The 23127-nt window shown below is 55.8% G+C and carries 23 protein-coding genes and 1 pseudogene; 9 read left to right on the plus strand and 15 right to left on the minus strand.

Annotated features, from left to right (window positions below; all coding sequences use genetic code 11):
- Window positions 1-674: 674 nt before the first annotated feature.
- From ACQ4W7_RS11885 to tssF, 12 genes are all read right to left on the minus strand, one after another.
- Window positions 675-953 (minus strand): PAAR domain-containing protein, encoded by a 279-nt coding sequence (locus ACQ4W7_RS11885; protein WP_436530664.1) that lies wholly within the window; start codon window positions 951-953, stop codon window positions 675-677.
- 32 nt (window positions 954-985) lie between these two features.
- On the minus strand, window positions 986-1429 hold the full coding sequence (locus ACQ4W7_RS11890; RefSeq protein WP_436530665.1) for a DUF6396 domain-containing protein: 444 nt from the start codon (window positions 1427-1429) through the stop codon (window positions 986-988).
- Window positions 1430-1439: 10 nt separating this feature from the next.
- The gene (locus tag ACQ4W7_RS11895; RefSeq protein WP_436530667.1) at window positions 1440-2363 is read right to left on the minus strand and encodes a tetratricopeptide repeat protein; all 924 of its coding nucleotides are present in this window, start codon (window positions 2361-2363) and stop codon (window positions 1440-1442) included.
- Between the two features lie 133 nt (window positions 2364-2496).
- The gene (locus ACQ4W7_RS11900; protein WP_436530669.1) at window positions 2497-3426 is read right to left on the minus strand and encodes a tetratricopeptide repeat protein; all 930 of its coding nucleotides are present in this window, start codon (window positions 3424-3426) and stop codon (window positions 2497-2499) included.
- Between the two features lie 133 nt (window positions 3427-3559).
- Window positions 3560-4489 (minus strand): SEL1-like repeat protein, encoded by a 930-nt coding sequence (locus ACQ4W7_RS11905; RefSeq protein WP_436530671.1) that lies wholly within the window; start codon window positions 4487-4489, stop codon window positions 3560-3562.
- A gap of 133 nt (window positions 4490-4622) precedes the next feature.
- Window positions 4623-5651, minus strand: coding sequence for a tetratricopeptide repeat protein (locus tag ACQ4W7_RS11910; RefSeq protein WP_436530673.1), 1029 nt, complete (start codon window positions 5649-5651; stop codon window positions 4623-4625).
- Window positions 5652-5653: 2 nt separating this feature from the next.
- On the minus strand, window positions 5654-7585 hold the full coding sequence (locus ACQ4W7_RS11915) for a phospholipase D-like domain-containing protein (protein WP_436530675.1): 1932 nt from the start codon (window positions 7583-7585) through the stop codon (window positions 5654-5656).
- A 40-nt stretch (window positions 7586-7625) separates the two neighbouring features.
- Window positions 7626-10457 (minus strand): type VI secretion system Vgr family protein, encoded by a 2832-nt coding sequence (locus ACQ4W7_RS11920; protein ID WP_436530677.1) that lies wholly within the window; start codon window positions 10455-10457, stop codon window positions 7626-7628.
- 103 nt (window positions 10458-10560) lie between these two features.
- On the minus strand, window positions 10561-11100 hold the full coding sequence (locus tag ACQ4W7_RS11925) for an AcrVA2 family anti-CRISPR protein (RefSeq protein ID WP_436530679.1): 540 nt from the start codon (window positions 11098-11100) through the stop codon (window positions 10561-10563).
- Complete coding sequence (locus ACQ4W7_RS11930; protein WP_436530681.1) at window positions 11101-11571, minus strand: hypothetical protein; 471 nt, start codon at window positions 11569-11571, stop codon at window positions 11101-11103.
- Window positions 11572-11623: 52 nt separating this feature from the next.
- Window positions 11624-12781: a type VI secretion system baseplate subunit TssG gene (gene tssG, locus ACQ4W7_RS11935; RefSeq protein ID WP_436530683.1), complete on the minus strand. Its 1158-nt coding sequence runs from the start codon at window positions 12779-12781 to the stop codon at window positions 11624-11626.
- Window positions 12745-14571: a type VI secretion system baseplate subunit TssF gene (gene tssF, locus ACQ4W7_RS11940; protein WP_436530685.1), complete on the minus strand. Its 1827-nt coding sequence runs from the start codon at window positions 14569-14571 to the stop codon at window positions 12745-12747. Before tssF ends, tssG begins: the two co-directional genes overlap by 37 nt.
- A gap of 227 nt (window positions 14572-14798) precedes the next feature.
- Between tssF and tssK the strand changes: the two genes are divergently transcribed.
- The 6 genes from tssK to ACQ4W7_RS11970 all read left to right on the plus strand — a co-directional run bounded on the left by tssK (window position 14799) and on the right by ACQ4W7_RS11970 (window position 19528).
- Entirely contained in the window at window positions 14799-16151 is a 1353-nt protein-coding gene (gene tssK / locus ACQ4W7_RS11945; protein ID WP_436530687.1) for a type VI secretion system baseplate subunit TssK, read from the plus strand.
- A 267-nt stretch (window positions 16152-16418) separates the two neighbouring features.
- A complete protein-coding gene (locus tag ACQ4W7_RS11950; protein ID WP_436530689.1) occupies window positions 16419-16808 on the plus strand; it encodes a DMT family transporter in 390 nt (129 codons plus the stop codon).
- A 1-nt stretch (window position 16809) separates the two neighbouring features.
- On the plus strand, window positions 16810-17400 hold the full coding sequence (locus ACQ4W7_RS11955; RefSeq protein WP_436530691.1) for a TetR/AcrR family transcriptional regulator: 591 nt from the start codon (window positions 16810-16812) through the stop codon (window positions 17398-17400).
- Window positions 17393-18226, plus strand: coding sequence for an NmrA family NAD(P)-binding protein (locus ACQ4W7_RS11960; RefSeq protein ID WP_436530693.1), 834 nt, complete (start codon window positions 17393-17395; stop codon window positions 18224-18226). Before ACQ4W7_RS11955 ends, ACQ4W7_RS11960 begins: the two co-directional genes overlap by 8 nt.
- A 209-nt stretch (window positions 18227-18435) precedes the next feature.
- A complete protein-coding gene (locus ACQ4W7_RS11965) occupies window positions 18436-18717 on the plus strand; it encodes a hypothetical protein (RefSeq protein WP_436530695.1) in 282 nt (93 codons plus the stop codon).
- 418 nt (window positions 18718-19135) lie between these two features.
- The gene (locus ACQ4W7_RS11970) at window positions 19136-19528 is read left to right on the plus strand and encodes a GFA family protein (RefSeq protein WP_436530697.1); all 393 of its coding nucleotides are present in this window, start codon (window positions 19136-19138) and stop codon (window positions 19526-19528) included.
- A 227-nt stretch (window positions 19529-19755) separates the two neighbouring features.
- Here the strand turns inward: ACQ4W7_RS11970 and ACQ4W7_RS11975 are convergent, their stop codons facing one another.
- The 3 genes from ACQ4W7_RS11975 to ACQ4W7_RS11985 form a co-directional block, all read right to left on the minus strand.
- Entirely contained in the window at window positions 19756-20133 is a 378-nt protein-coding gene (locus ACQ4W7_RS11975) for a c-type cytochrome (RefSeq protein WP_426072514.1), read from the minus strand.
- A gap of 160 nt (window positions 20134-20293) precedes the next feature.
- Window positions 20294-20659, minus strand: a complete 366-nt coding sequence (locus ACQ4W7_RS11980) for a hypothetical protein (protein WP_426072513.1) — start codon at window positions 20657-20659, stop codon at window positions 20294-20296.
- Window positions 20660-21018: 359 nt separating this feature from the next.
- The gene (locus ACQ4W7_RS11985) at window positions 21019-21765 is read right to left on the minus strand and encodes a hypothetical protein (protein ID WP_436530700.1); all 747 of its coding nucleotides are present in this window, start codon (window positions 21763-21765) and stop codon (window positions 21019-21021) included.
- Window positions 21766-22312: 547 nt separating this feature from the next.
- Between ACQ4W7_RS11985 and ACQ4W7_RS11990 the strand changes: the two genes are divergently transcribed.
- From ACQ4W7_RS11990 to ACQ4W7_RS11995, 3 genes and pseudogenes are all read left to right on the plus strand, one after another.
- Window positions 22313-22519, plus strand: a complete 207-nt coding sequence (locus ACQ4W7_RS11990; protein ID WP_436530702.1) for a GNAT family N-acetyltransferase — start codon at window positions 22313-22315, stop codon at window positions 22517-22519.
- Window positions 22520-22613: 94 nt separating this feature from the next.
- Window positions 22614-22694, plus strand: a pseudogene (locus tag ACQ4W7_RS29135) (immunity protein RhsI2 family protein); the annotation flags it as partial.
- Window positions 22695-22907: 213 nt separating this feature from the next.
- Entirely contained in the window at window positions 22908-23105 is a 198-nt protein-coding gene (locus ACQ4W7_RS11995; RefSeq protein ID WP_426072561.1) for a DUF3079 domain-containing protein, read from the plus strand.
- The last annotated feature ends 22 nt before the right edge of the window (window positions 23106-23127 follow it).

Consider the following 23127-nt stretch of genomic DNA (forward strand, 5'->3'; position numbering starts at 1 on the left):
GATGCGGAATCGCTTGGCGTCCTCCGCGTTGTCATCTGATTGCGATCAAATTCCTCATGTGAAAAAAGTTAACAGAATCGTTGAAAGTATACAAGCGAATTGTGGGTAATCGGAAGGTTGGGAAGACGTTTACTGTTCAAGACTGAGCTAGTGCACTTAATCGGTATTAGTTCAAACTAGAACTGACACTTCGCGTCAAACGGGCGTCCGCATCCTGCTGCGGACGCAGCAACTTGCCGGCTTACTCCGTCATCGGTCCATAAAAAATTAACCGACCAGTCTCGAAAGCTGCGACGCCTGTGTTTAAACCTCAAGATGCCACGAAAGGTCCGGGAAGGGGCGGTTGAGCATGTCGCGTATGGTGGCCAGAAACCTTGTCCTGGCCTTGTACCGGTTGAATGCCGGCGACCTCAGTTTGGGCACTCCACCACCAGTTCAAAATAGTTTGGCCTGCTTGATAGCTGGTGCTTTGGGTACCTGCTCTCCGGTGGCCATCCCGATGGGTCCGCGCACGTGGGTAAGCTGCTCCCAATTTGGCTCTTAGAAGCAGTCCATGGGAACAAGGCAGAGCTGAGAATTGGCCGTTGCGGACTTGCACGTCCCCAGTTGGCCAACGGTATCTGCACGGGCGTTCATTGTTGTGAAGTGGCCCGCATATAGATGCCAAGGGCCAGCTATCCTACTGTGGCACTGGCCTTGCCGATGAGCGAGCATCCGCATGCCGTCTTGCAGCCATGTATGGCCACCGGAATCCCCCCGGCGGTGAGGGTTTCATGAGCAGTAATGATTTTATTGACGCCATGCGGCGCGCCACCGGGATAGCACTGCGGGCACATGACTTCGTCGCCTAGCCGCGCAATCGCCTTGCCACCGATATCGTGTGTGGGTGAGCCGCTGATGACTTTCCCTCCATGGTCGGTGGAATCACCGATTGTGATGATTTTCAAGGGCATGGTATTTCTCCTATTTGTTCCAGGTTGTCTTATTAAGTGGGACGGCCGTTGGATTCGGGCTTAACAGCGCTATCCACACCGGACCATTTCGGTAGTGGGGCTGGAGGCAACGGAAGCACTTGGTCGAGCCTGTTCAACTTCAGGTCGGGATTGATTTGTAACGCGTCGTAAATAGCGTCGTAGCGCCTCTCTCGCTCAGCGTCTATCTTGCTACGCCATACCTTGCGAGCCTCGATATAGAGGTGGTATGCTGCCGGGTCGCGGCTTGCCGGCATGTGGTCCTTCCAGCGCGCGCATGCGGGTAGCGGGTCAGACATACTGAACTTCTTGAATCCATATGGCAGGGTGCGCAAGGCTCTCTCCTGCAAGTAGCTTGAGAGGAAAAAAGCCGCAGCGACGAGCGACGCCAGCAGAACAAGGCAATATAGCCATCGTCGACGAGAGCCGTTTGCAAGCGCATGAGATGTGGCGGACATTCAGGTTCGCTCAGTACGTGGGTTTGTCGTATGACTCTGGCTCGACTGCGTCCTCCACACCGGACCAGGGTGGCAATACAGCCGGAGGCAATGGAAGTACTTGGTCGAGTCGGCTCAGCTTCAGGTCGGGATTGATTTGTAACGCGTCGGAAATGGCCCTGTACCGCGAGCTGCGTTCGCTGTCTGAATTTATGTTTAGGTCTCTTAACAACGCTCTATCCCCTTCGCTGTTTGTCTTCCAATCAAACAATAAAAATAATGAGTCTGCGCAGTCTTGATTGCCAAATTTCACACCGTCTTGAAAAATCTTCATTGCAGCTCGGAAGTCTTTCTTCGAAGCTTCTCTATCAATTCCTAGTGCATAGGCCGCGGCACCATGTCCTTGTTGATATGCGCATTGCAGCATGGTTTCTTCATCATTTAGTCGACCTGCATCGCTATAGGCCTGGGCCAACGCCATCTGTGCCTCCGGGCTGCCGAGCTGAGCCGCCCTCAGATAGTATGCCCAAGCCAAATCGACATCGTAGTGCGCGCCGCCATAGCCATGCTCGTGAGCGACACCGAGGTCATACAGCCCCCACGGTTGCATCGCCTTGGCAGCCATGCGGGCGATTTCGACACTCTTGACGGGGTCTGCATCAAGCACGTGGTTGGTTTCGAGAACGCCGAGTCCGTGCAGATAAAAATGCGCCATTAGTGCACGCGCTCCCCAGTCGCCCAACTCGGCGGCCTTTTTCACATCGGTGAGTATGCGCGTGGCCTCCTCTCGCTTGAATTGCCACGCTATCTTACTGCGCCATACCTTGCGAGCCTCGATATAGAGCCGGTATGCTGCCGGGTCGCGGCTTGCCGGCATGTGGTCCTTCCAGCGCGCGCATGCGGGTAGCGGGTCAGACATACTGAACTTCTTAAATCCATATGGCAAGGCGTGCAAGGCTCTCTCCTGTAAGTAGCTTGAGAGGAAAAAAGCCGCAGCAACGAGCGACGCCAGCAGAACAAGGCAATATAGCCATCGTCGACGAGAGCCGTTTGCAAGCGCATGAGATGTGGCGGACATTCAGGTTAGCTCAGTACGTGGGTTTGTCGTAGGACTCGGGTGTGACCGCGTCCTCAACCTTGGACCAGGGTGGTAATTGCGCCGGAGGTAGCGGAAGTATTAGGTCGAGCCTGCTCAGCTTTAGGTCGGGATTGATTTCTAATGCGTCGGAGATGGCGCTGTAGCGCCTTTTACGCTCCGGGTCGACTCCAATACCCAAAGTCCTTAAAAGGTCTTTTTCCTCGTCAGAGTCTTTTCCCCAATAGCCATGGCGGAACATAACCTCGAGGTCTCGCGCACACTCTATGCTCCCAAATTTCACGCCTTCCTGATATATACGTATCGACTCTTGATATCGCTTATTTACTCCGGCATCTAGAGCCAGCGAATAGGCAGCCGGACCGTGTCCCTGTTGATATGCACATTGCAGCATAGTTGCCTCATCCTTAGGACGCCCCGCCTCACTATATGCCTTAGCTAACGCCATCTGCGCCTCTGGGCTGCCGAGCTGGGCCGCCCTCAGATAGTATGCCCAAGCCAAATCGACATCGTAGTGCGCGCCGCCATAGCCATGCTCGTGAGCGACACCGAGGTCATACAGCCCCCACGGTTGCATTTCCTTGGCAGCCATGCGGGCGATTTCAACACTTTTGTCAGGGTTTGCATCAAGCACGTGGTTGGATTCGAGAACACCGAGTCCGTGCAGATAAAAATGCGCCATTAGTGCACGCGCTCCCCAGTCTCCCAACTCGGCGGCCTTTTTCACATCGGTGAGTATGCGCGTGGCCTCCTCTCGCGTGAATTGCCACGCTATCTTACTGCGCCATACCTTGCGAGCCTCGATATAGAGCCGGTATGCTGCCGGGTCGCGGCTTGCCAGCATGTGGTCCTTCCAGCGCGCGCATGCGGGTAGCGGGTCAGACATACTGAACTTCTTGAATCCATATGGCAAGGCGTGCAAGGCTCTCTCCTGTAAGTAGCTTGAGAGGAAAAAAGCCGCAGCAACGAGCGACGCCAGCAGAACAAGGCAATATAGCCATCGTCGACGAGGGCCGTTTGCAACCGCATGAGATGTGGCGGACATTCAGGTTCGCTCAGTACGTGGGTTTGTCGTAGGACTCTGGCTCGACCGCGTCCTCCACACCGGACCAGGGTGGCATTTTCGCAGGAGGTAACGGAAGTACTTGGTCGAGCTGGCTCAGTTTCAGGTCGGGATTGACATCCAACACTTCGGAAACGGTCTTGTATCGACTGCTGCGTTCCGGGTCCACTGTGACGCCGAGTAGTTTTAAGGCGGTTTTTTCCTCATCCTTCGCATTGGTCCAATGCCCATCTTCAAATAACAACCATAGGGTAGCCGCGCAGTTCGAATTTCCAAATTTTACGCCCTCTTGGTAGATTGTTATGGCCTCCATGAAGCGTTTATGGATTCTTGCAGTCATTCCTAACTCATACGCGGCGGGGCCATGACCTTGTTGGTATGCACATTGCTGCATAGTTTTTTCGTCGCCTAATCTTCCAGCGTCGCTATAGGCTTGGGCAAGTGTCATCTGTGCCTCTGGACTGCCTAGTTGGGCTGCCCTTAGATAGTATGCCCAAGCCAAATCGACATCGTAAGGTGCCCCTCCATAACCATGCTCGTAAGCTACGCCAAGGTCATACAGTCCCCAAGGTTGCATCTCCTTTGCCGCCATGCGGGCGATTTCGACACTTTTGTCAGGGTTTGCATCAAGAACATGATTGGATTCGAGAACACCGAGTCCGTGCAGATAAAAATGCGCCATTAGTGCACGCGCTCCCCAGTCGCCCAACTCGGCGGCCTTTTTCACATCGGTGAGTATGCGCGTGGCCTCCTCTCGCGTGAATTGCCACGCTATCTTGCTACGCCATACCTTGCGAGCCTCGATATAGAGCCGGTATGCTGCCGGGTCGCGGCTTGCCGGCATGTGGTCCTTCCAGCGCGCGCATGCGGGTAGCGGGTCAGACATACTGAACTTCTTGAATCCATATGGCAAGGCGTGCAAGGCTCTCTCCTGCAAGTAGCTTGGGAGGAAAAAAGCCGCAGCAACGAGCGACGCCAGCAGAACAAGGCAATATAGCCATCGTCGACGAGGGCCGTTTGCAACCGCATGAGATGTGGCGGACATTCAGGTTCGCTCAGTACGTGGGTTTGTCGTATGACTCTGGCTCGACCGCGTCCTCCACCCCGGACCAGGGTGGCAATACAGCCGGAGGCAATGGAAGTACTTGGTCGAGTCGGCTCAGCTTTGGGTCGGGATTGATTTGTAACGCGTCGTAAATGGCGTCGTAGCGCCTCTCTCGCTCAGCGTCTACCTGAACTCCCAACGCACTGAGTGCATCTTTCTCCCTGTCAGAGCCGATAGCCCAATACCCTTGGTTAAACATAATCCTCAGGTCTCGCGCACACTCTGCGCTCCCAAATTTCACGCCATTTTGATATATATCTATCGCTTCTTGAAACCTTTTATTCACTCTAGCATATAGAGCCAGCTCGTGGGCAGCTGGTCCATGCCCCTGCTGATATGCACAATGCAGCATAGTGGTCTCATCTCCCCGGCGTCCAGCTTTGCTATAGGCTTGAGCCAAGGCCATCTGTGCCTCCGGGCTGCCGAGCTGAGCCGCCCTCAGATAGTATGCCCAAGCCAAATCGACATCGTAGTGCGCGCCGCCATAGCCATGCTCGTGAGCGACACCGAGGTCATACAGCCCCCACGGTTGCATTTCCTTGGCAGCCATGCGGGCGATTTCAACACTTTTGTCAGGGTTTGCATCAAGCACGTGGTTGGATTCGAGAACACCGAGTCCGTGCAGATAAAAATGCGCCATTAGTGCACGCGCTCCCCAGTCGCCCAACTCGGCCGCCTTTTTCACATCGGTGAGTATGCGCATGGCCTCCTCTCGCGTGAATTGCCACGCTATCTTGCTACGCCATACCTTGCGAGCCTCGATATAGAGCCGGTATGCTGCCGGGTCGCGGCTTGCCGGCATGTGGTCTTTCCAGCGGGCGCATGCGGGTAGCGGGTCAGACATACTGAACTTCTTGAATCCATATGGCAATGCGTGCAAGGCTCTCTCCTGTAAATAATCTTTGACGCAAAATGCCCCCACCGCCAATACCACCAGCAGAGCCGATGCATAAATCCACCGTTTTAGTAAATTCCCCATGACTACACAACAGGCGAGCTGGGTTTTCGGTCCACATAGAAAGGTAGCAGCTGACTTGTCAGTTGAGTTCCCACTGCTTTGTTTTTCGCATTTGTCGAAGCGCTTTCCTGCCATTTTTGAAATATATCCGCCATATCCCCAAACTGCGGCGGCCCCGCCATCCCATAGCACTGGCTGAACAAATCACAGCGCAATTGAAACGCTACCTCCTTCGCCTCGCTCAACACGTTTAGCTCGCTGTCTAGTGCCATGCTGCGTAGATTCAGGTTGGCCGAGCCTATCGTGAACGCGGCGTCATCCACAATCGCCACCTTGGCGTGGATATAGATTTCTTCATAGTCCGTCGCTTGCAGCCTGTCTTTGTCCCTGGCGCAAGTCCAAAGCGACCCCATAAAAACCTTGATGCCACGCTCGGCCAGTTCTTCTGCGGTAATCGGCGGTTTGGTCTTTTTCTCACGCGCCAGCTTCAAGGCTTCTTCGTGCTCCACCTTCATTGCCTCACTCCTGCCCACTTTGCTGGCTACATCGTAGGTCGGCACGTCCATGCCATCATTTTCCGGGGTGGAGGTCAGGATGAACACATATATCGGCTTCAGGTAGCCGGCCGAACGCAGGCGGCCGACGCATTCGATGAGATGCTCCGCCCAAGGCTCATACTGGATATATTGGTTCTGTATGAAGATATAGCGAAGAGTTTGCCGGGTCAGGTTGGCGTAGCATTCCTTAATGGTTTTCTCTGTATGCTGCGGCTCGGTGCGCAGCAGTTGTACATTGTGTAAGCCGTTTTGTAGTTTGAACGCGCTCAATGGTATCTTCGCACGCCGCGCGATGAACTCCGGGTCCATCTCATCATGAAGCCAGTCCCCAGCTTTCTTAACGATACGCTTGATTGGCGGATTAAAAAACCAAGCCGTGTCCATGAAGAGAGAGGTAGGCCTGGTTGACTTTTCCCACGCTTGGCAGAAATTATGATTGAGGTCGTAGAGAATCGGACCATGCAAGCGGCAGGACACATCCTGATACGGTTTGACCACATGGCTATTCTTGTCGATGTATGATTGGACAAGCCGCTCCTTGGCCGTCTGCTGCTGCGAGCTCAATTGGTATCCTGTACCAGCACTGTCATAACACTCGCCTTCCTTCCAAGCCGCCTTCTGTAGCTTCACATGCTCCATGTGGTAGATGCGCTCGCGCCTGATGTCGCGGAAGTGGTGCTCCGACGTGTCCCAGAAGTCGGTGACGGAATTGTGTCCCATCACATAACCTATCGCATTGACCGGATTTTCATAGTCAATCAACAGCATTTTCTGGTGGTGCGTGGCAAACGCTTGGGTTACCTGTGCCATAAAACCAGTGGGCGCCAGCTCTCCCGACAATGACTTTTCTAACAAAGCGATAGGAACTTTGCGCACATGAAAATGAATATTCGGTATCGCGTCGTCGCAAACCTGCGCATACCATTCTGCGTTATAGGCTTGGTGCGATTCGCTAAAATAACCGCCCATGGCGCATCCGATATATGGGAATCGTCTGCCGTAGTAGCCTGGATTGTTTTTCATTAACTTTTGCGTCACGGTGCTGTCGTGCCATACCAGCAAACGAACTTTGACCGGATTGGGCTTGCGCGAGGCAATCTTCTTCAGCAAATCTCCATAACGTATCCCATCCTCGGCGCTCTTCCCGCGCACCAGCACCATGCCAGGGTCGAATCCCCATGTGATGATGTCGACGCTATGCTTGGCGCTTTCCAAGTCCTTTGCTATTTTCCTAAAGACCGTTTCTCCGCAAATCAATGGTTCAATAAAACAGCGATAACGCGGCGGATGGACGGGATATGGAACATGAACAAACCAAGGCTGTGCGAGGCATTGGTAGGGCGCGTCGTTGTCGCGATAGGATAGAGTTTGCTTGTAGAGGTCTACGTTGCTGTTCATGCCACTCATGGTACAGTCCTTAAAAAAGTCAGCGATGGCGTCATGCTTCGGATGAATCTTCGCCGTCGTCCAATGCAGGATTTGACAGCACTCGACTCTGTTCCAGCGTCGCGTAGCCCTCGTTGGCAGCCCCGCCCGAATTGGTGTACCCGTGGTACCCGATGCCAGCGCTCATTTCCTGTTTCTCGTCATGTGGGTTCGGCGCGACGGTATAGCGGTTGCCGTTGGGGAGCTCCAACTCGTAGGTGGACTGCTTTTCCAGCTCGTGCTGGAAAGTCATGTTGCCATCGTCGTCAAACACCCCTTGCTCCGTCAGCGCGCCATCCTTATAGAGTTTGTAGGGCAAGCCGGCATTCAGGGCGCCGCCCGCCGCCGGATGACTGTTCAAATGAAACGTGCCCGCGCCCTTTAGCTGGGCCTGTGGCGGTTGCACCTGGGCTATCTGCAGGTTCTTAGGGCCGAGCAAACTGTGGCTCACTGCGTGCGCGACAAAGGTGCCGTTGCTGCCTTGTTCGATGCCGCTGGCGCTGAACCTGGCGTAGCTGCCGCCGCCGTTGATGACCACTTCTTCCTTGGCGCTGATGGTGATGCGGTTGGCCGTGTGCGTGATGTTGAGCTTGGCAAGGAGGTTGATGCTGTCCTTCAACGCCCGCACATCGATATCGCCGGCTGCCGCGACCAGCCGCATGCCGGCCTGCTGCACGAACAGGCGGAATGCTTGCCGCACGCTGGCAAACAGGCTGGCGCCGCTGGCGATGGAAAGGTCTTGTCCGGTGGTAATCGCCGTATGCTGGTCGCTGGCCAGATGGGTGCTGCCGCGGGTCGTGGTCTCGATGCCGGCCGGGCTGGCCAGCACCAGGTGCGGCGCGGCCAGTTGGGGAAAGCTGCCCTTGGCGCCCGCGCCGCCCTGGATGCTGTCGTTCTGCGCCTTAATGGCAGCCACTGCTTTGCCCTGGTCCTCGCCGTCCTGCGCGCCCGATTGCAGGGCTAGCTTGGTCAGCGCCTCTTGCCGGGCATGGGCGGCCTTCAGGCGCAGCTGTGTCTCGCCCATGTCCTTGATGTGCGAGGCGCCGTTGGCGCGCGCTTCGGTGGTGATGAGCATGCCCCGGTTCGCGCGCGCCACGCCCCAGGCATTGGTCGCCAGCTCCCAGCCGTCGCCGCGCGCGTCCATGCGCCCGTCGGACGTGTCAATGCGGGTGATGCTGCCCAGCGACAGCTGGCTGTGCTCGTGGTCGCTCTTGAGCTGCGCCTGGAGTGCGCCCTTGGTGTCGTCCAGCACCAGATGGTTGCTGTTGCCGTCGCCGCCGCTGTTCAATTCGCGGCTGCGCAATCCCGCCAGCGAGCGTTGCGCCGGCAAATGCCAGGGCGGCATGTTGTCGCGGTTGTAGACGACGCCGACGACGATGGGGTGGTCGATGTTCTCATCGAGGAACTGCACCAGTACTTCCTGGCCGACGCGCGGCAAGCACATCTGGCCGAAGTACTGGCCGGCCATGGGCAGCATGACGCGTATCCAGGGCGAACTGGCCTGGTCGAATGTGCCTAACCGGTCCCAGTGAAATTGCAGTTTGACCCGGGCCAGTTCATCGGTATAAATATCCTCGCCGGGCGGGCCGACGACGATGGCCGTCTGCACGCCGGGATGGCGGCACGGCACGCTGTTGTGCTGACGCCCCGGGCGCCACTGTATGTCGCGGCGTAGGCAGGTGAGGGTGTTGCTGTATTCCGATTTGCCGTCCGGGCCGGCGGGATAATTGTTGCTCGCGACATGTTCAACCGAGACGATGAGATAGTCGCGCGCAGCGATGCCCGGTTTCCTGTCTTCGCCGGGCGCCGGCGCCTTGACTTGCGCGCTGAAGTGGCCGGTCAGCTTGAACGTGCGGCCCGGCTGCGCGGCGCGGTCGTTGCCGCCCGCCTCGAAATACTGGGTGCGCTGGTCATGTTCTTCCATGCGGCGCTGCGCCAGGGTCTCGCCGTCACGCAGATTCGGGTAGCCGTAGGCGCCGGTGTTTTCGTAGAGTTCATAGCCGTCCACGTCGCCCTGCGCGTTCAGGGAGCTGCCCTGGACCCGTTGCGGATGCGGGCTTTTATAGTTGAAACTGGCCAGTGTCAGTTTGCCGGAGCCGAGTTCCCGCACCGCTTGCCAGTCGTCAATCCCGTCCGCCTCCTCGGACCCGGCCTGGGCGCGAAACTGCATCTGGTCTGCAGCATCGGCGACATGCGCGTCGTCGATGGGCTCGGCCAGGGTGGAGTTGTCGCTGAGAATGAGCGTGTGGCCATCGGCCCGGTGCTCGCAGTGGTAATACAGCCCTGCGTCTTCCCAACGGCGGTGCAGATGGTTATAGTCCGTCTCGTTATGCTGGTTGGCGCAGGTCAGTTTTTTATCGTCGTAACCGGGCCCCAGCCTGGTCTTCCAGTCGCGCTGGCGGTAGTGCCCGAAGGTGGTCTCGGTCAGTTCGATGGTGCTGCGGTGGTGAAAGGAGACGTTGTCCTTGCGCAGCTTGGCGAAGGCCAGCCAGGGCGACAGCACCATCTGGTAGTAGGCGAAGCCGCCGTCGGTACGGACAAAACGGAAACTGCCGACGTAGCCGTTCATGTAGCGCAGGCTGCCGTTCTCGCGCACCAGCGAAATGGTGACCATCCGGCCCATCATGCTTTTGAGGGGGATGCCGGCGTCATCCGACAGCACCTCGGCCTCGATGCGGAAGTCGCGCGATAACTCCTCGCGCATGCGCACCTTGTTGACCAGCATGACGGCATTCGCGGGACCGTCCGCCTGCGGGAAGTCCATGCGCATGAGCCGATTGGCTTGCGATTGGGCGCCAAATACGGACAGCGCCGCCATGCCAGCGTCCACGATGTTGCGTATCATGCAGCCTCCGATGTGCTTCCCGCCGACGGCGGATGAGATGGGTCGTTATTTATCCTGTATCCGCCACTGTAGGTGGGTGTCGGGGGAGCCGTATTGAGGGGACTCAAGGGAGCTCATCAATAGTGAGCCGGTCCGCGCGCACTATCGTGGGGGAAATGAACATCACCTTGCGCAGCGACAGCCGCGGTCCGTGCGCCTGCATGCGGAAGTGGCCGCGCCGCCAGTGCGGCGACATCTCTCCAGACGCGCCGCGCAGATGGGCCGGCAGCGTGTCCGGCCCCAATACCACGCGGTCATAGAGGCGTTCGGTCTGTCGGCGCAGCTTGGCGGCATTTCTGGGCCCCATGCCCTGCAAGCGCCGCAACGCGTCGCCATGCGGCGTCAGGCTTACATGCCGTGCCTGTTCGATGGCCCAGTACAGAAAAACCTTCGTGCAAAGCTGTGCCAGGGCCGTTTGCTGCGCCAGCAAGGAATCGGACTGTAGCGTCCCCCCGCACTGACGCCGGATGACGCTGAGCAGGGATTCCTGTTCGTCCTCGATGACAAAATCGAGGCTGCTGATGCCCAGGGGCTCGTCACGGCCCGCCGCATAAATCGCCACAATGGAAATGGCCCGTTTACCCTTGTACGTTGAGGCGAACACTTAGGCACCTTGGATGCTATGAACGCCGGTCTCTGCGGGCAGCGCGACTGCTTGCCGCATCGCCTCGCCGAATCGGATGTAGCAGGCCGCCATGCGCGGTCGCAACTGGGCGGCGGGAATGTCTTCGCCCAAGTCGGAACTCGTCAGCAGCCGCTCCAATGCCGGTGTCAACTCAATGACCACGTTGGGCCGCTGCCAGAACATCAGGGCCGCCGTGGTGAACATGGCGTCGCACTCGATGGCGTCCCGGGAAAAATTGCGGGGCGAGTGGCGCAGTAAAATATTGCGCACCAGGTCGTCGTTCTCGGCGAAGCGCAGATGCAGCCTGGCCAGCACGTCTGCGGCGCTCAACTGGGCGGTGCCGTCTTCGCGCTGCGCGGCGCATCGTTGCCATGTTTGATAAAAACCGATATTTCGCACATGCACAGGATGCACATCGTCGCCGCGCGCGCGGCAGGCTGCTATCGCCATGAAGCAAGCCGACATGGCTGGGCTGCTTGCGTATAGAAGGGGTCTCACCGCGTTACTCCTGCTCAAAGGCCACTTGGCCGGATTGATGCATCTGTATCCCAGCCGCTTCCGGACTGTCGCCGCGTGAGGCTGCATCGATGGGCCGCAATAGGTAGCCGGCCGTGTCTCTGGAAACTTTGCCATCTTGTCGCAACAGAAAGGCGTCCCAATTCAGACGCCGCCCCGCGCCGGGTTTGCTCGTCAGGATGAGGCATTGCAGGCACGACGGCTTGAATAAAATCCGCACCTCGAATTGCAGATTGGGCAGTCCGAACATCGCCAACCTTTGCGCCAGCCCCACGGCGGCGCTGCCGCGTGGGAGAAAACGCTCGGCATCGGCCTTGTCGAGGGGGCCGATGTTCAAGCGCACGCGCAGGTCCTTGCGCCGCAAGCGCCCGCCCAGCGCCGCGCCGAAACCCAGCCTGGCGACCCTTCCGCCGAGCTTGCTGCGTTTGTTTTTCGGGATGACGTCCCAGACTTCGACGAAAGGTTCGAGCTCGACCTGCACCCTGAAGTGATGTGTCAACACGCGCGAGACCGAGCTTGCCGCCACCGGCCGGGTGCGCAACAACGCGGCATAGAATCCCGCCATATCGCAGGCGGCATCGTCTGCGCCGCCGGGCAGCGCGTCACGGCGAATACCCGCCAATGCCGTCAACAGCGGCAACTGGCCATCCTCGCCACCCATGTCGAGCCGGTGCTCCAGGCGATACTTGCCCCAGGCTTGAAAAAACATGGCCACCATGCGCTGGGAGAATAGGTCGATAAACGCGCGGGCGCTGTCGTCCCCGTCCCAGCGCTGCGCGGCGCTAATCCGCTCCGTGCGATGTAAAGGCAGGCCAGCGTTCACGCCAAGGAGCCCCAGGAACGCGGGCGTCAGGAATATCTTCGTGCCCGGCGCTTGCCGCATGGCCCGCAGTAATTCGATATCGGTCTCGCGCGTCGCCGGCTGCGCCCCCAGCGCCTCGATTTGGCTGGCCGGAAAGCTCAGCGACAGGCTGTTCTGAAAGCGCAGCACCTGAGACAGCGCTTGCTCGTCATCGTAAGACAGGCCGGCCTGGCGCAGCCAGCGTACCAGGATGCGCACAGCCTGGACAAAATGGAACCGCTGGGGTTCATTCATTAAACCCTGGATTACGCTAACGTCAGGTAGCCGCTTCTTGGCTTGCATCGCATGAGTTCCTTGTCGGATTGTTTGGATAGAACAACCAATTCGATGAAGCTGTTCACCTGCACATACAGGCCCAGGAACTGGTCGATGACTTCCACAAACAGCAGCAAGCCGCTGCCCACAAAAGCTTCTTCGTCGAGTGTCATGCGCATCTCGGTTCCGTGCACCAGCGCGGCGCCATGCTTGTGCCGCATCCAGGTCACCGTCGCCGCTTGTTGCAAGTCAGTGATGCCTTCTATCTGACGCCGCGAAATCGGCGAATGTGGCAAGTCGTACAGGGCCAGCATTTCGCGGAAAGCCGGCAATCCGCCTTGCGACAGTGCGTGCTGGTTCACCGTCAGATGGGAAATCAATCGCCATTGCTGGCTCCCTTTGGCAAAACGGCAGGTGCGGGTCGGCCGACGCATAAGGCGAACCGAGTAGCTGTCGGCGTCGCGCAGCGGCGTCAAGTCGCCGCCGGCCTGCCCGTATTTCAGCGCATTGGGCAAGTCCCTGTTGGTGCAGCTAAGCGCAATCGACAGGCTCGTCTTTTCGACCTCCATCGGGTTGAAGTCGCCGTCAATCAGGGTGATGCGCTTTTCATGGCCGGGGCTGAGTGCAGCCAATTCGTCATCGCTGCGCAGCATCCAGTAATGCCCGTTCTTTGTGGACGCGTCCTCGCCGTGGCGCAGCGAATAAAACGGCCGGAATTCGGTCACTGCCTCCCTCTTCCCGCGCCGGCGCACCATCTTGACCGAGTCTATCGAGTACACCTCGAACGACTTGGCGTGCGCGGCATCCGCCACCACCGCATAGTCGGCAGTCAACTGCGTCACGGATATCGGCTGGCCCGGCCGCTGGAACAGGTTGACCACCGGGCTGCAACCGAGCAGCAAATTCGTCTCGGACAGGCTCGTCAGCATGCGGGCACGGGAGGAATCCGGGCGCAGGCCGGCCAAGGCCACATGGAGCGTAAAGCGACGACATCCCTGTGGCAGCAGCACCCGCAACGCCACCAGGTCGATGTCGAAGAAATTGAACTTTTCCGGAAAGACAAAATACTCGCTGAGCACCCGGTATGCCACGTGCGAGCGGGCGTCAAACGGGATGAGCGCCTCGTCCTCGGCGAAACCGACCGGCGCCAGTGGCACGGCCGGCAACGCCGTCCAGCGCCCCGGCTCGGTTTCAACATAGGCGCACACGGCGCGCATGAAAAGCGCGTCGCGCAGGGCCGCGCAAAACGAGGGCTCGCCATCGATGAACACGCGCAGGGCGGGGAGCTCGGCCGGCGCGGCGCCGTCGATGACGATGCTCAGTGCGGCGCTGGCAGATGACGACAAGGTGACGCTGGAGGGCGCGCGTACTACCGGCTCGAAGCGGGCGGCGGCCAGCGTCATCGGCGAGAGCACGATGTCGTAGGCGGTCTTGAAACTGCAGCGTACGCCGTCGACGGCGCTTGAGTCCATCTCGGTACCGCGCGGGATGGTCAGCATCGGTGCTTCGCCCGCTGACTTGATGGAAGGATACGTGGCGCGCACTATCGAACAGGAGGGGAAGGGTCTCAGGTAGTGCGGAAACAGCGTCTCCAGTAGCGCTTCGGTCAATTCAGGATAGCTGTCGTCGAGCCGCTTCGCCACGCGCGCGGAAAGCAGCGCGACGGACTGTATCAATTGTTCGACATGCGGGTCCGGGCAAGTGTCGTCGCTGAGCTGCAGGGCGCCGCCCACCCTGGGATAGCGCTCGTAAAATTCGCGTCCGAGGCGACGCAGATACACCAGTTCACGCTCGAAATACGGCAACAAGTCTTCCATCAAGCTCTCCTTGCCCCTCACGGACGAAAGCCGTGTGCAGATGTTCAAGTATCAATCAAGCGATGGCGAATATGTTGCGGTTGCGCAATACTGGTGACAGTGGCGGGTTTTGCTCGTCGTCATTGTGGCAACGGCCGGGCTTGGGACCTTTCTTGCGAAAACTCAATGAGTTTCCTAAATGCAGCGTCAAACTCTATCGACGAGCAATGCATTTCAAGGGAGAGAACATGAGCATCTCATTAAAAGTCTTGTGGGCCGAAGGTCTCACGCTAGATGCGCAGCATTTCCAGCAGTTGGACCTGTATCACGAGGCCCGCTTGCGGCATATCGCCTCGGCCATCAATCCCTACACCTGGGGCGTCCAGCTTGCACGCTGGAGCATTGAAGGCGTGACCAGTAATGCACTGTATGCGCAGGCACTGACCCTGATTTTCAAGGATGGAGAAATCTACCAGGCGCCGCTGTCCGATGAATTGCCTCTGGCGATAGACCTGGGCAAGCTGCCCGCGGATGAGCAAAGCTTCGTCTTTTACGCGGCGCTGCCGGTCGTCAAGGCACATGGCGGCAATCTGGCCAGCGGCGAGGCCCCGTACGATGACACCCGATACTCGCCATTCGATGCGCAAGCTCTGGACCTCTACACCGATGCGCTCAGCACCAACGTTTCCTACATGAGAAAAAAACTGCGGCTGCTGTCGCATCTCGATATGCGTGACGCCTACGACTGCATCCCGCTCGTCAAGGTGCGTCGCAAGGAGGACAGCACCTTTGAAATCGACCCGACGTTCATGGCACCGAGCCTGTCGGTCGACGTTGACCCGGCCATGCGGGAAATGCTGCGCGGCTTGCTCGGCAAGTTGAGCGCGAAAGCCGATGCACTCTACCGTCTGCAACGCCAGCCGCGGGGCAACGCCATCGAGGCGCACAGTGGCGACGTGTCTTCATTCTGGATGCTCAGCACGGTCAGCGCCGCGAACGCGTCCCTGGCCCATTGCGCCAAGTCGGGACACTGCCATCCGGAGCGGCTGTTCGACAAGCTGATGGTGCTCGCGGGCGGCCTGATGGCGTTTTCCCGGAAGTATTCGGTATCAGATTTACCCTCCTACGACCATGAGAATCCGGCTCCCGGTTTCGACGCGCTGAACGCCATCATTTGCGAACTGCTCGATACGGTGGTGTCGTCCAGATACGTCGTCATTCCTCTCACCCTCGACAAGGAACAAGGCCCATACCATCAGGGAAAAATCGACGCCACGCTACTGGACCGGAAAGCAGGGCTGTACCTTGCCGTCACCGCCAATATGCCGGCGCTCAATCTGGTCGCGGAGGTACCGCGTCAGTTAAAAATCGCATCGCCCCACGACATCGAGGCGTTGATTCGTAGTGCCTTGCCCGGACTGCAATTGGTGCACATGGCCCAGGTGCCGATGGAAGTGCCGGTCCGCCCGAACGCTTATTATTTCTCGATTGATAACCGTGGTGAGCTTTACGAGGCGATGATGAAGGCCCAGGCGATAGCCATTTATGCGCCCAGCACCTTCACAGAACTGCGGATGGAGTTGTTCGCCATCACCGATTAGAGTGTCATTCCCACCTGTGATACATCTCATTACAAATGATGATTGGCGAGATATGGCGCAGTGCAGCATAATTCATTTGTCTCCTCCAACTCCTCCAAGAATTGGATTCAACCCGCCCAAGATGGCGGGTTTTTTTTTAGCCAAAAATTTCAGTTTCCGGGCCGTTGCCAAGGGACAGTAGGGCGGTTTCTCTTTGCCTAGAGGCTGCAGCGAAGGGCTTTGTTCATGCTGATAGTACACATTTTCAATTGAAAGATACCGGTCGGTATGTTATCTTTGCAGCCATCTTCAATCGTCAGCCGTTTTATTCAAATGACTCCAAATTTATTATCGTGGGCGGCTTTGGGCGGCGCCATTGCGTGCGAGGTGGCCGGCACCGCGTTCCTCAACAAGTCCGAGCAATTTAGCAAATTGGCGCCGACCTTGATCTCCCTCGGGCTGTACGGCGTTTCATTCTATTTACTGGCCCAGGCACTCAGGACTTTGCCGATTGGCGTGGCATATGCGATATGGGGCGGCCTGGGCATCGTACTCACCGCGATTGTCAGCATCGTGGTGTTCAAGCAGCGGCTCGACTGGATTGCCATGGTCGGCATCGGCTTCATCGTGGTCGGGGTGATTATCGTCAACGGCTTCTCTAAAGCAAGCGGGCATTGACATGGCATCTGCTTACGAACGTCGAAAGGATCCCGAAGCGGTGCGTCGTGCCTTGCTCAATTGTGCTGCGTTGATCGCTGGTAGCGAGGGTCTCGCCGCCGTGACAGTGGCGGGTGTGTCGGCAGCTGCAGGCGTGACCAAGGGGGCGCTCTTCCATCATTTCGCCAATAAACAGGCGATGGTCGATGCGATGGTCAATGAGCTGATGCAGGAGTTGGATGCGGCGCTCGACGACTTGATCGCCGTCGATCAGGTGCCGCGTGGCAGCTTTACCCGCGCCTATGTTCACGCCGCACTCTCTATGGACGATAACACCACGCGCATTTGGTCTGCTCTTATTAGTTCGCTGACTGCGGAGACGCTGATGGCAGGCCAATGGCACGCCTGGCTAGCGCAACGATTGCGCCGCCATGCTGATACCGACGCCGGAGAACTTCTAGAGGTCGTCAGACTGGCGGCAGATGGCGCTTGGTTTACTTCGCTGAGCGCTGGCGCTTCGGCAAGGGTTCTGGACTTGCCAGCGATCAGAGCACGCTTGATAGCCATGACTTTTTTAACCATCGCAACACCATCAGGAGAGCATCATGTCTGACAGTTCAATTCTCGTCACCGGCGCCACCGGCAAGACCGGCAGCCGCGTCGCCGCCAATCTCATGCAACGAGGGTTCGACGTCCGCGCCGTTTCGCGCAAATCGGCGGTGCGCTTCGACTGGGACGATGCATCGACCTGGCAAGCTGCGCTGCAGGGCGTACGCGCTGTGTACATCGTGCATCCCGGTTTGGGCTTTGACGGCGCGACTGAGCAAGTGGGAGATTTCGCCCGTGCCGCTGCTGCTGCCGGCGTGAAAAAGGCTGTGCTGGCTTCGACTCCGGATGACGGTAGCGAGTTTTCACAGGCCATGCGCGCTGCAGAACATCATATCGTCAACGCCGGCTTAGACCTGACAAGTCTGCGCCTGCGCTGGTTTTTCCAGAATTTCAGCGAGGATTTCCTGCTCCAGTCCGTACGCTCGGGCGAGTTGCGTTTGCCCGCAGGGTCCGGCAAGGAAGCGTTTGTCGATGCGGATGATATCGCCGAAGTGGCGGTCGCTGCATTGACGGATGAGCGCCACAATGGCCGCCAGTACGACCTGACTGGCCCTTGCCTGTTGAGCTTTGCAGAGGTGGCGCAGGAAATTACGTCGGGGGCGCAACACCCTCTCTCGTATGTGTCGCTCGACCCCGCCACCTACGTTGCCGAGCAAGTCGCGCAACAGGTGCCGGAGGAATGGGCTTACTCTTTCAGCGTTCTTTATCAGGACATCGCTAACAACAAGCTGGCGCAAGTCTCGGGTGACGTCGAGGCTGTGCTTGGCAAGCCGGCGCGCGATTTTTCCACTTTTGTTTCGGCGATGGGGAAAGCTGGGGTTTGGAGGTAATCCGGCCTGCGTCCTAGCTTAACGCCTCGGCGATGTTGCTGCGGCTGGCCGCGGCGCTGGTTTCATGTGCAGACCATCGACGCCAGTAGCACCTTCCATGCGTGTGCCAGCTTGGTGTCATTGCGCTTCAGGTACGCAAAGACGTAAAGCCGTTTTTCATGGCTTCTTATAAATAAATGCTTCTCTAATATGCAATTTTTCAAGGATTAATGACGCATCCAGAAGGTGTGTTCCAGTTATGGAACGATGCCGCTGATGGAGGTAACTTAGGATGGGTAACTGCAGAGAGGTTGCACGATCAATGGTTGCGTGTTTTGCGGATTTCTCGTAGCTACAGGCCGTTCTGGCCTCAATGTTTAGAGCAAGGGTGCTCACACATGAAGAAGTTAAATATTTATTTAAAAAAATTTTATTTTATAAATAATATTTTTAAAAAAGTACCATCACGTTGTTCAACTTGCGTTGGCAGAGAAGGCTTTGGCTCAATCTGAGGCAGAAAAGTCTAGTTGAAGCGCCTGTCGCCATGCAGAAAAATCGTTTCCGCATCGGCTACACATGGCAGCGAAAATACGGTGATGCAAGGTTGCATGAAAACCTTGTGCGGAATAATATACTATGTAATTTATTGAAATATAAGAAGTATTTTGAGGAATTGCAAGCTTGGCGACGGCTTAAATTGTTCGTGAGATTCGAAGGGCTAGGCCTGCCGGCCCGGCCCGAATCCTTCAATTCGCTTTCAAAGGAGCCAGCCTCTACGACGTCCAACGCATCAGTTCGGGTACAAATGGCAGACCCTTGCACCCGCACTGTACTTTCTGTTTTAGGTTCTGAAAAATTTCTCCATGTGTACCTTGCCTGTCTAGAAGTACTGTGTAAAAATACAGTGTCAACATTCAAAAAGGACACCTCATGATCAAAGGCAGTTGCTGCTGTGGCTCAGTAAAGTTTGAATTGGCATCCCCTCCAAGCATGATGGGCATGTGTCACTGTTCTCGTTGTCGGAAGGTCGGAGCGAGTGCCTTGGCCTTCGTTGATAAAAATTCATTTACCTTGCTGGAGGGACGAGAATTTATTCAACGATATGAGCCAGAGCCCCGCTTTAAATATGCAAGAACTTTTTGCAAAAACTGCGGAACTTCTTTGGGGGAAATTGGTTCAGAGAATGATTCATTTCCAATATCAGTTAACTGCTTGGATGATGATCCTGAGGTAAGAATGCAATTTCATGTTTATGTTGGCTCCAAGCCTGCATGGTATGAAATTTGTGATAACGCTAAACAGTTTCAAGAAAGTCCGACCTAATAAAAAAAGCCAGTCATTTGACTGGCTTTTTTATTGCAATTTTGATATTTCGAATAATTTCAATGTTAGTTTTCCGGCAGGATTGATCTTCCCGTTATCTAATCAGCTTTCCGACTGAGCCTGCTGTCACGGCACACAACGCATCAGTCTGTGTGAAAAATGGCAGACCTGAACCACGCGCCCTGCATGTGGCTTTTAGATTTCTATGTTCCAATCTTATCTCAAAATTATCGATTTTTTGAAATAACACCACTCATGTATTGATTTAAATCGCGAAAATCCTTAATCCCCCACGAGTGCGGCGATAGCTTAATTCCATTTTCTCGCAAAGTTTTTGGAATTAAGTCGCCATTTGGACGAAGTATGATTGATGATACAATAACGCCAGGATAATCTTTTAGTCGTTTTTTGAAAGAGGATGTTGTAAGGTCAGGTGTGGGAGGATTGCTTTTATTTGCCAATGGTCCGGTTCCTTTGATATCTATTCCGTGGCACATGGCACATCTCTGTAGGTAGAGATTTTTCCCGTTGATATTATCTGCGAAGGCTGGCGATGTTTTGATTAGCGATAGAATTACTAGCGAGACGATGAATGATATTTTCATTTAAATGTGGTCTTGGTAGCAGTAAAATTTGAATCCATTATTATATCTGTCGTTGTCCGGTTGCACCGGCCTAGTGAATTTAGTTGAAAAATTGTGACGTCATTGGTAAGGACCGGACCATCGCGGGGCATCGGTTGTATCGATCATGACCCGAATGTGATCATTTATGTGCCATCGGCCCCTTATCGATTGGTACGAAAACTTCCCATTTCTTTTGTATCGCGGGCTTTACGGTCTTGTCGCAAATTACAGCTACATTCGGTCCAGACAGGCCATGGCTTTTCGGAACCCATTTTACATGCAAAGATATCGCGCATTTGACAACCAGAATCTTCCGGTTCGGCGCCATGGCCTGCCACTTTGTTCCATTTTTCAGATTCTCTGCTGCAATGAACTTTACAGCTGCATCCCTTATCTCAAACAATCCATGTATGTCACCTCGTGTTCGATCTTCGTCAAGAGTAGTAGCGAGTGCCGATGAGACGTTCGCAACAAGAAAAAAGGAGCTAGCAAGGGAGGCGTACATGCGTTTATTCAATCGTAGCGGTAGCAACATATTTACAATCCTTGCCAAGTTTTCTCTTTATTAGATAAAGACATAGAGGGTTCCACATTTCCATTTTGAGATTGCACACAACTGTCGACAGGGCTGGTGGCGTTCGTCTGCTGGCAGGATTACCCCTCTGTTTGACCTTCTTTTCATACCCGTGCAAGCGCCGCGATCCTGTCGTAAGACTTCTCGAACCCGTCAGCGTTAAATGCGGGCATGCATATTTTTCTATGGCACGGCAGGAGCCTGACGACGCACCAGCCCCTGCCCGTATGATGGAACCGTGCGTCATTACCAGGCATGTGCGAGTTGGCGAGTTTCCCGCCATGACAAGGTCAAGCTTCCTCATCCCGTCTGAATACGAATTGTTGGCGGCTAATGCCTTGCGTGACAAAGTCTGCATCCGGCGGTATCATTTCCAAGAAAAAATCATGTTTAAAAATTGGAATTTTGTTAAATTTTCGCGAACGAAATATCCATCTGTTTTTCGTGAAATCGCTGTAACGGTCCCCTTTGAACTGCTGGTGTACAGCCGTGAAGGGAAGCAATCTTTCGGCAATATCCGGAAAAGAAAAACTTAGATTATCGTTTTTGAATTTTTCAAAAATTTCAAATTGATCTCTACAAATGACTTGAATGGCAGTCTCTGGAAAACGATGGCGTGGAGACCATAGTACGTTCCAGCCTGATTCTATTTCATTGATGAAATTCACCATGCGAGGCGTCAAAATATAGGCATCCGACTCGATATGGATTATTTTATCAACACCTAATTCATTTGCCACATTAATGGAGTGGAGAAAACTTCGCCACCAACCGGGGTAGTCAACTCCGCTTTGTCGCCCGAGATTGTTATCAAAGTGAATGATGAGATTTTTGTCGGTATTTGAAGCCAGCGGGTCTTTATGGGAAATTGTATTGATAATATCGATAGGCGGCAGATACGGCGACCCATCATCAATCATTATTTTTTTTATTGCATTGATTGGTATGTTTTCGTAGTAGTCGAGCCACCTTTGATACCGACTTTCCCATGATGGGGCATCTTTTATAAAGCTGGTGCAGAATATAATGGCTTTCATTGGCTAAGAAAATTCCTTGTATTTGAAAAATATAGATTATTCATGGTCTAATCATTAAAATTTCAAGTATTTTAACAGATTGAAGGCGGTTTAATAACAGAACGGCCATGCCGGCGATGTGGCCGTTCAGGTCATCGAGCCTCTGGCACTGCACGTGATGACTGCCGACATGCAGGCACTTGGCGGCGCCTCCCGCTCGCGACACAGGCGTTCAAGCATCGGCGCAAAGGCGAGACGGGGATCCATACTTTTCACCTATGTCGTATCGTCCACATGCCTGGATTATCGCCGCTTATTTTATGTGCATAACAGAGGTTTCCCATGCGCGATCTCCTTACACCCGTGAATCAATGAAAACATCACTGTCAATATCGTCATCACTTTCCTGTTGATCCGTTGGATGTGGTTCGTGTCTTCGATCAATCTGGCATCAAGCGGCCCAGTAGCGAGCTCCCCAGAATCGCGCGCATGTTTGCCGCGCCTTGTCTCTTGCTGTCGGCATGGGTGGATGGCGAGCTTGTAGGGCTGGCCCGGTCGCTGACAGACTATGCGTTGCCGTTATCTCTCGGACCTTGCGGTAGACAAGCAATACCAGGGCCTGGGTATCGGCAAAGAGCTGGTCAAGCGCACCCGGGCCATCATCGGCGACGAAGTGTCCTTGATATTGCTCTCCGCCCCGGATGCCATGTCCTACTATCCGACGCTCGGTTTTGAACTTGCCGGCAATGCATACGTCGTTCGGCGCAAATATTGAGTGAGCGCTTTCAAGCACTCCTGCGCCTGATGAAACCCGTCTACACCCTCGCCGAAGCGTTGGCACAAGACCCCACTCGCACCGCCAAGACCAATCCCTCACCCTCGACAGGGCCAGACCCTCCATGGGCCTGAAAGGCAGCTACGGCCTGTTCGCCTCCGAAGCATGGTGGGAAAGCATCAAAGCGACGAGCTCAAGGCGCAGCCGGCAGCCGATGGCGGTATCAATGTCGCGCGTATCGTGCTGGAAGGGTGCTGCGCTTTGCCGCCACACCACCCATTTGCATAGAATTGACCCCGGACAAATTCCTCATTGGAATTCGTTTGACCCGCGCCCGTGCCAGGTCTACAGTCGTCGAAGAGACCTCAACCGACTGCGTCGCCAACCCATGGCCAAGCCTTTTCCTTTAAACCCCAAGAACCCTGAACGCATCTGCTGGGGCTGCGACAAATATTGTCCGCCGGACGCCATGCGCTGCGGGAATGGTTCCGAACGCACGCAGCATCCCATCGAACTGTTCGGGGAAGGCTGGAATGACTGGGGGCTGGCGGCCGCCGATAAAGAAGAGGCGCAGAAAAAACCTTAGCAGCGATAGCAAGCGAACAGCG

Origin of the sequence: Janthinobacterium algoris, assembly GCF_051380935.1 — a bacterium.
Taxonomy (GTDB): domain Bacteria; phylum Pseudomonadota; class Gammaproteobacteria; order Burkholderiales; family Burkholderiaceae_D; genus Janthinobacterium.

Excerpts from the sequence above, each read along its gene's own strand:
- ACQ4W7_RS11965 (WP_436530695.1), top strand. The coding sequence starts at position 18,436 with ATGACGCATCCAGAAGGTGTGTTCCAGTTATGGAACGATGCCGCTGAT.
- ACQ4W7_RS11930 (WP_436530681.1), bottom strand. The coding sequence starts at position 11,571 with ATGGCGATAGCAGCCTGCCGCGCGCGCGGCGACGATGTGCATCCTGTG.
- ACQ4W7_RS11885 (WP_436530664.1), bottom strand. The coding sequence starts at position 953 with ATGCCCTTGAAAATCATCACAATCGGTGATTCCACCGACCATGGAGGG.
- ACQ4W7_RS11990 (WP_436530702.1), top strand. The coding sequence starts at position 22,313 with ATGCGTTGCCGTTATCTCTCGGACCTTGCGGTAGACAAGCAATACCAG.
- ACQ4W7_RS11995 (WP_426072561.1), top strand. The coding sequence starts at position 22,908 with ATGGCCAAGCCTTTTCCTTTAAACCCCAAGAACCCTGAACGCATCTGC.
- ACQ4W7_RS11985 (WP_436530700.1), bottom strand. The coding sequence starts at position 21,765 with ATGAAAGCCATTATATTCTGCACCAGCTTTATAAAAGATGCCCCATCA.
- ACQ4W7_RS11920 (WP_436530677.1), bottom strand. The coding sequence starts at position 10,457 with ATGATACGCAACATCGTGGACGCTGGCATGGCGGCGCTGTCCGTATTT.
- tssK (WP_436530687.1), top strand. The coding sequence starts at position 14,799 with ATGAGCATCTCATTAAAAGTCTTGTGGGCCGAAGGTCTCACGCTAGAT.
- ACQ4W7_RS11960 (WP_436530693.1), top strand. The coding sequence starts at position 17,393 with ATGTCTGACAGTTCAATTCTCGTCACCGGCGCCACCGGCAAGACCGGC.
- ACQ4W7_RS11975 (WP_426072514.1), bottom strand. The coding sequence starts at position 20,133 with ATGAAAATATCATTCATCGTCTCGCTAGTAATTCTATCGCTAATCAAA.
- ACQ4W7_RS11910 (WP_436530673.1), bottom strand. The coding sequence starts at position 5,651 with ATGGGGAATTTACTAAAACGGTGGATTTATGCATCGGCTCTGCTGGTG.
- tssG (WP_436530683.1), bottom strand. The coding sequence starts at position 12,781 with ATGCAAGCCAAGAAGCGGCTACCTGACGTTAGCGTAATCCAGGGTTTA.
- ACQ4W7_RS11980 (WP_426072513.1), bottom strand. The coding sequence starts at position 20,659 with ATGTACGCCTCCCTTGCTAGCTCCTTTTTTCTTGTTGCGAACGTCTCA.
- tssF (WP_436530685.1), bottom strand. The coding sequence starts at position 14,571 with ATGGAAGACTTGTTGCCGTATTTCGAGCGTGAACTGGTGTATCTGCGT.
- ACQ4W7_RS11890 (WP_436530665.1), bottom strand. The coding sequence starts at position 1,429 with ATGTCCGCCACATCTCATGCGCTTGCAAACGGCTCTCGTCGACGATGG.
- ACQ4W7_RS11950 (WP_436530689.1), top strand. The coding sequence starts at position 16,419 with ATGTTATCTTTGCAGCCATCTTCAATCGTCAGCCGTTTTATTCAAATG.
- ACQ4W7_RS11915 (WP_436530675.1), bottom strand. The coding sequence starts at position 7,585 with ATGAACAGCAACGTAGACCTCTACAAGCAAACTCTATCCTATCGCGAC.
- ACQ4W7_RS11970 (WP_436530697.1), top strand. The coding sequence starts at position 19,136 with ATGATCAAAGGCAGTTGCTGCTGTGGCTCAGTAAAGTTTGAATTGGCA.
- ACQ4W7_RS11955 (WP_436530691.1), top strand. The coding sequence starts at position 16,810 with ATGGCATCTGCTTACGAACGTCGAAAGGATCCCGAAGCGGTGCGTCGT.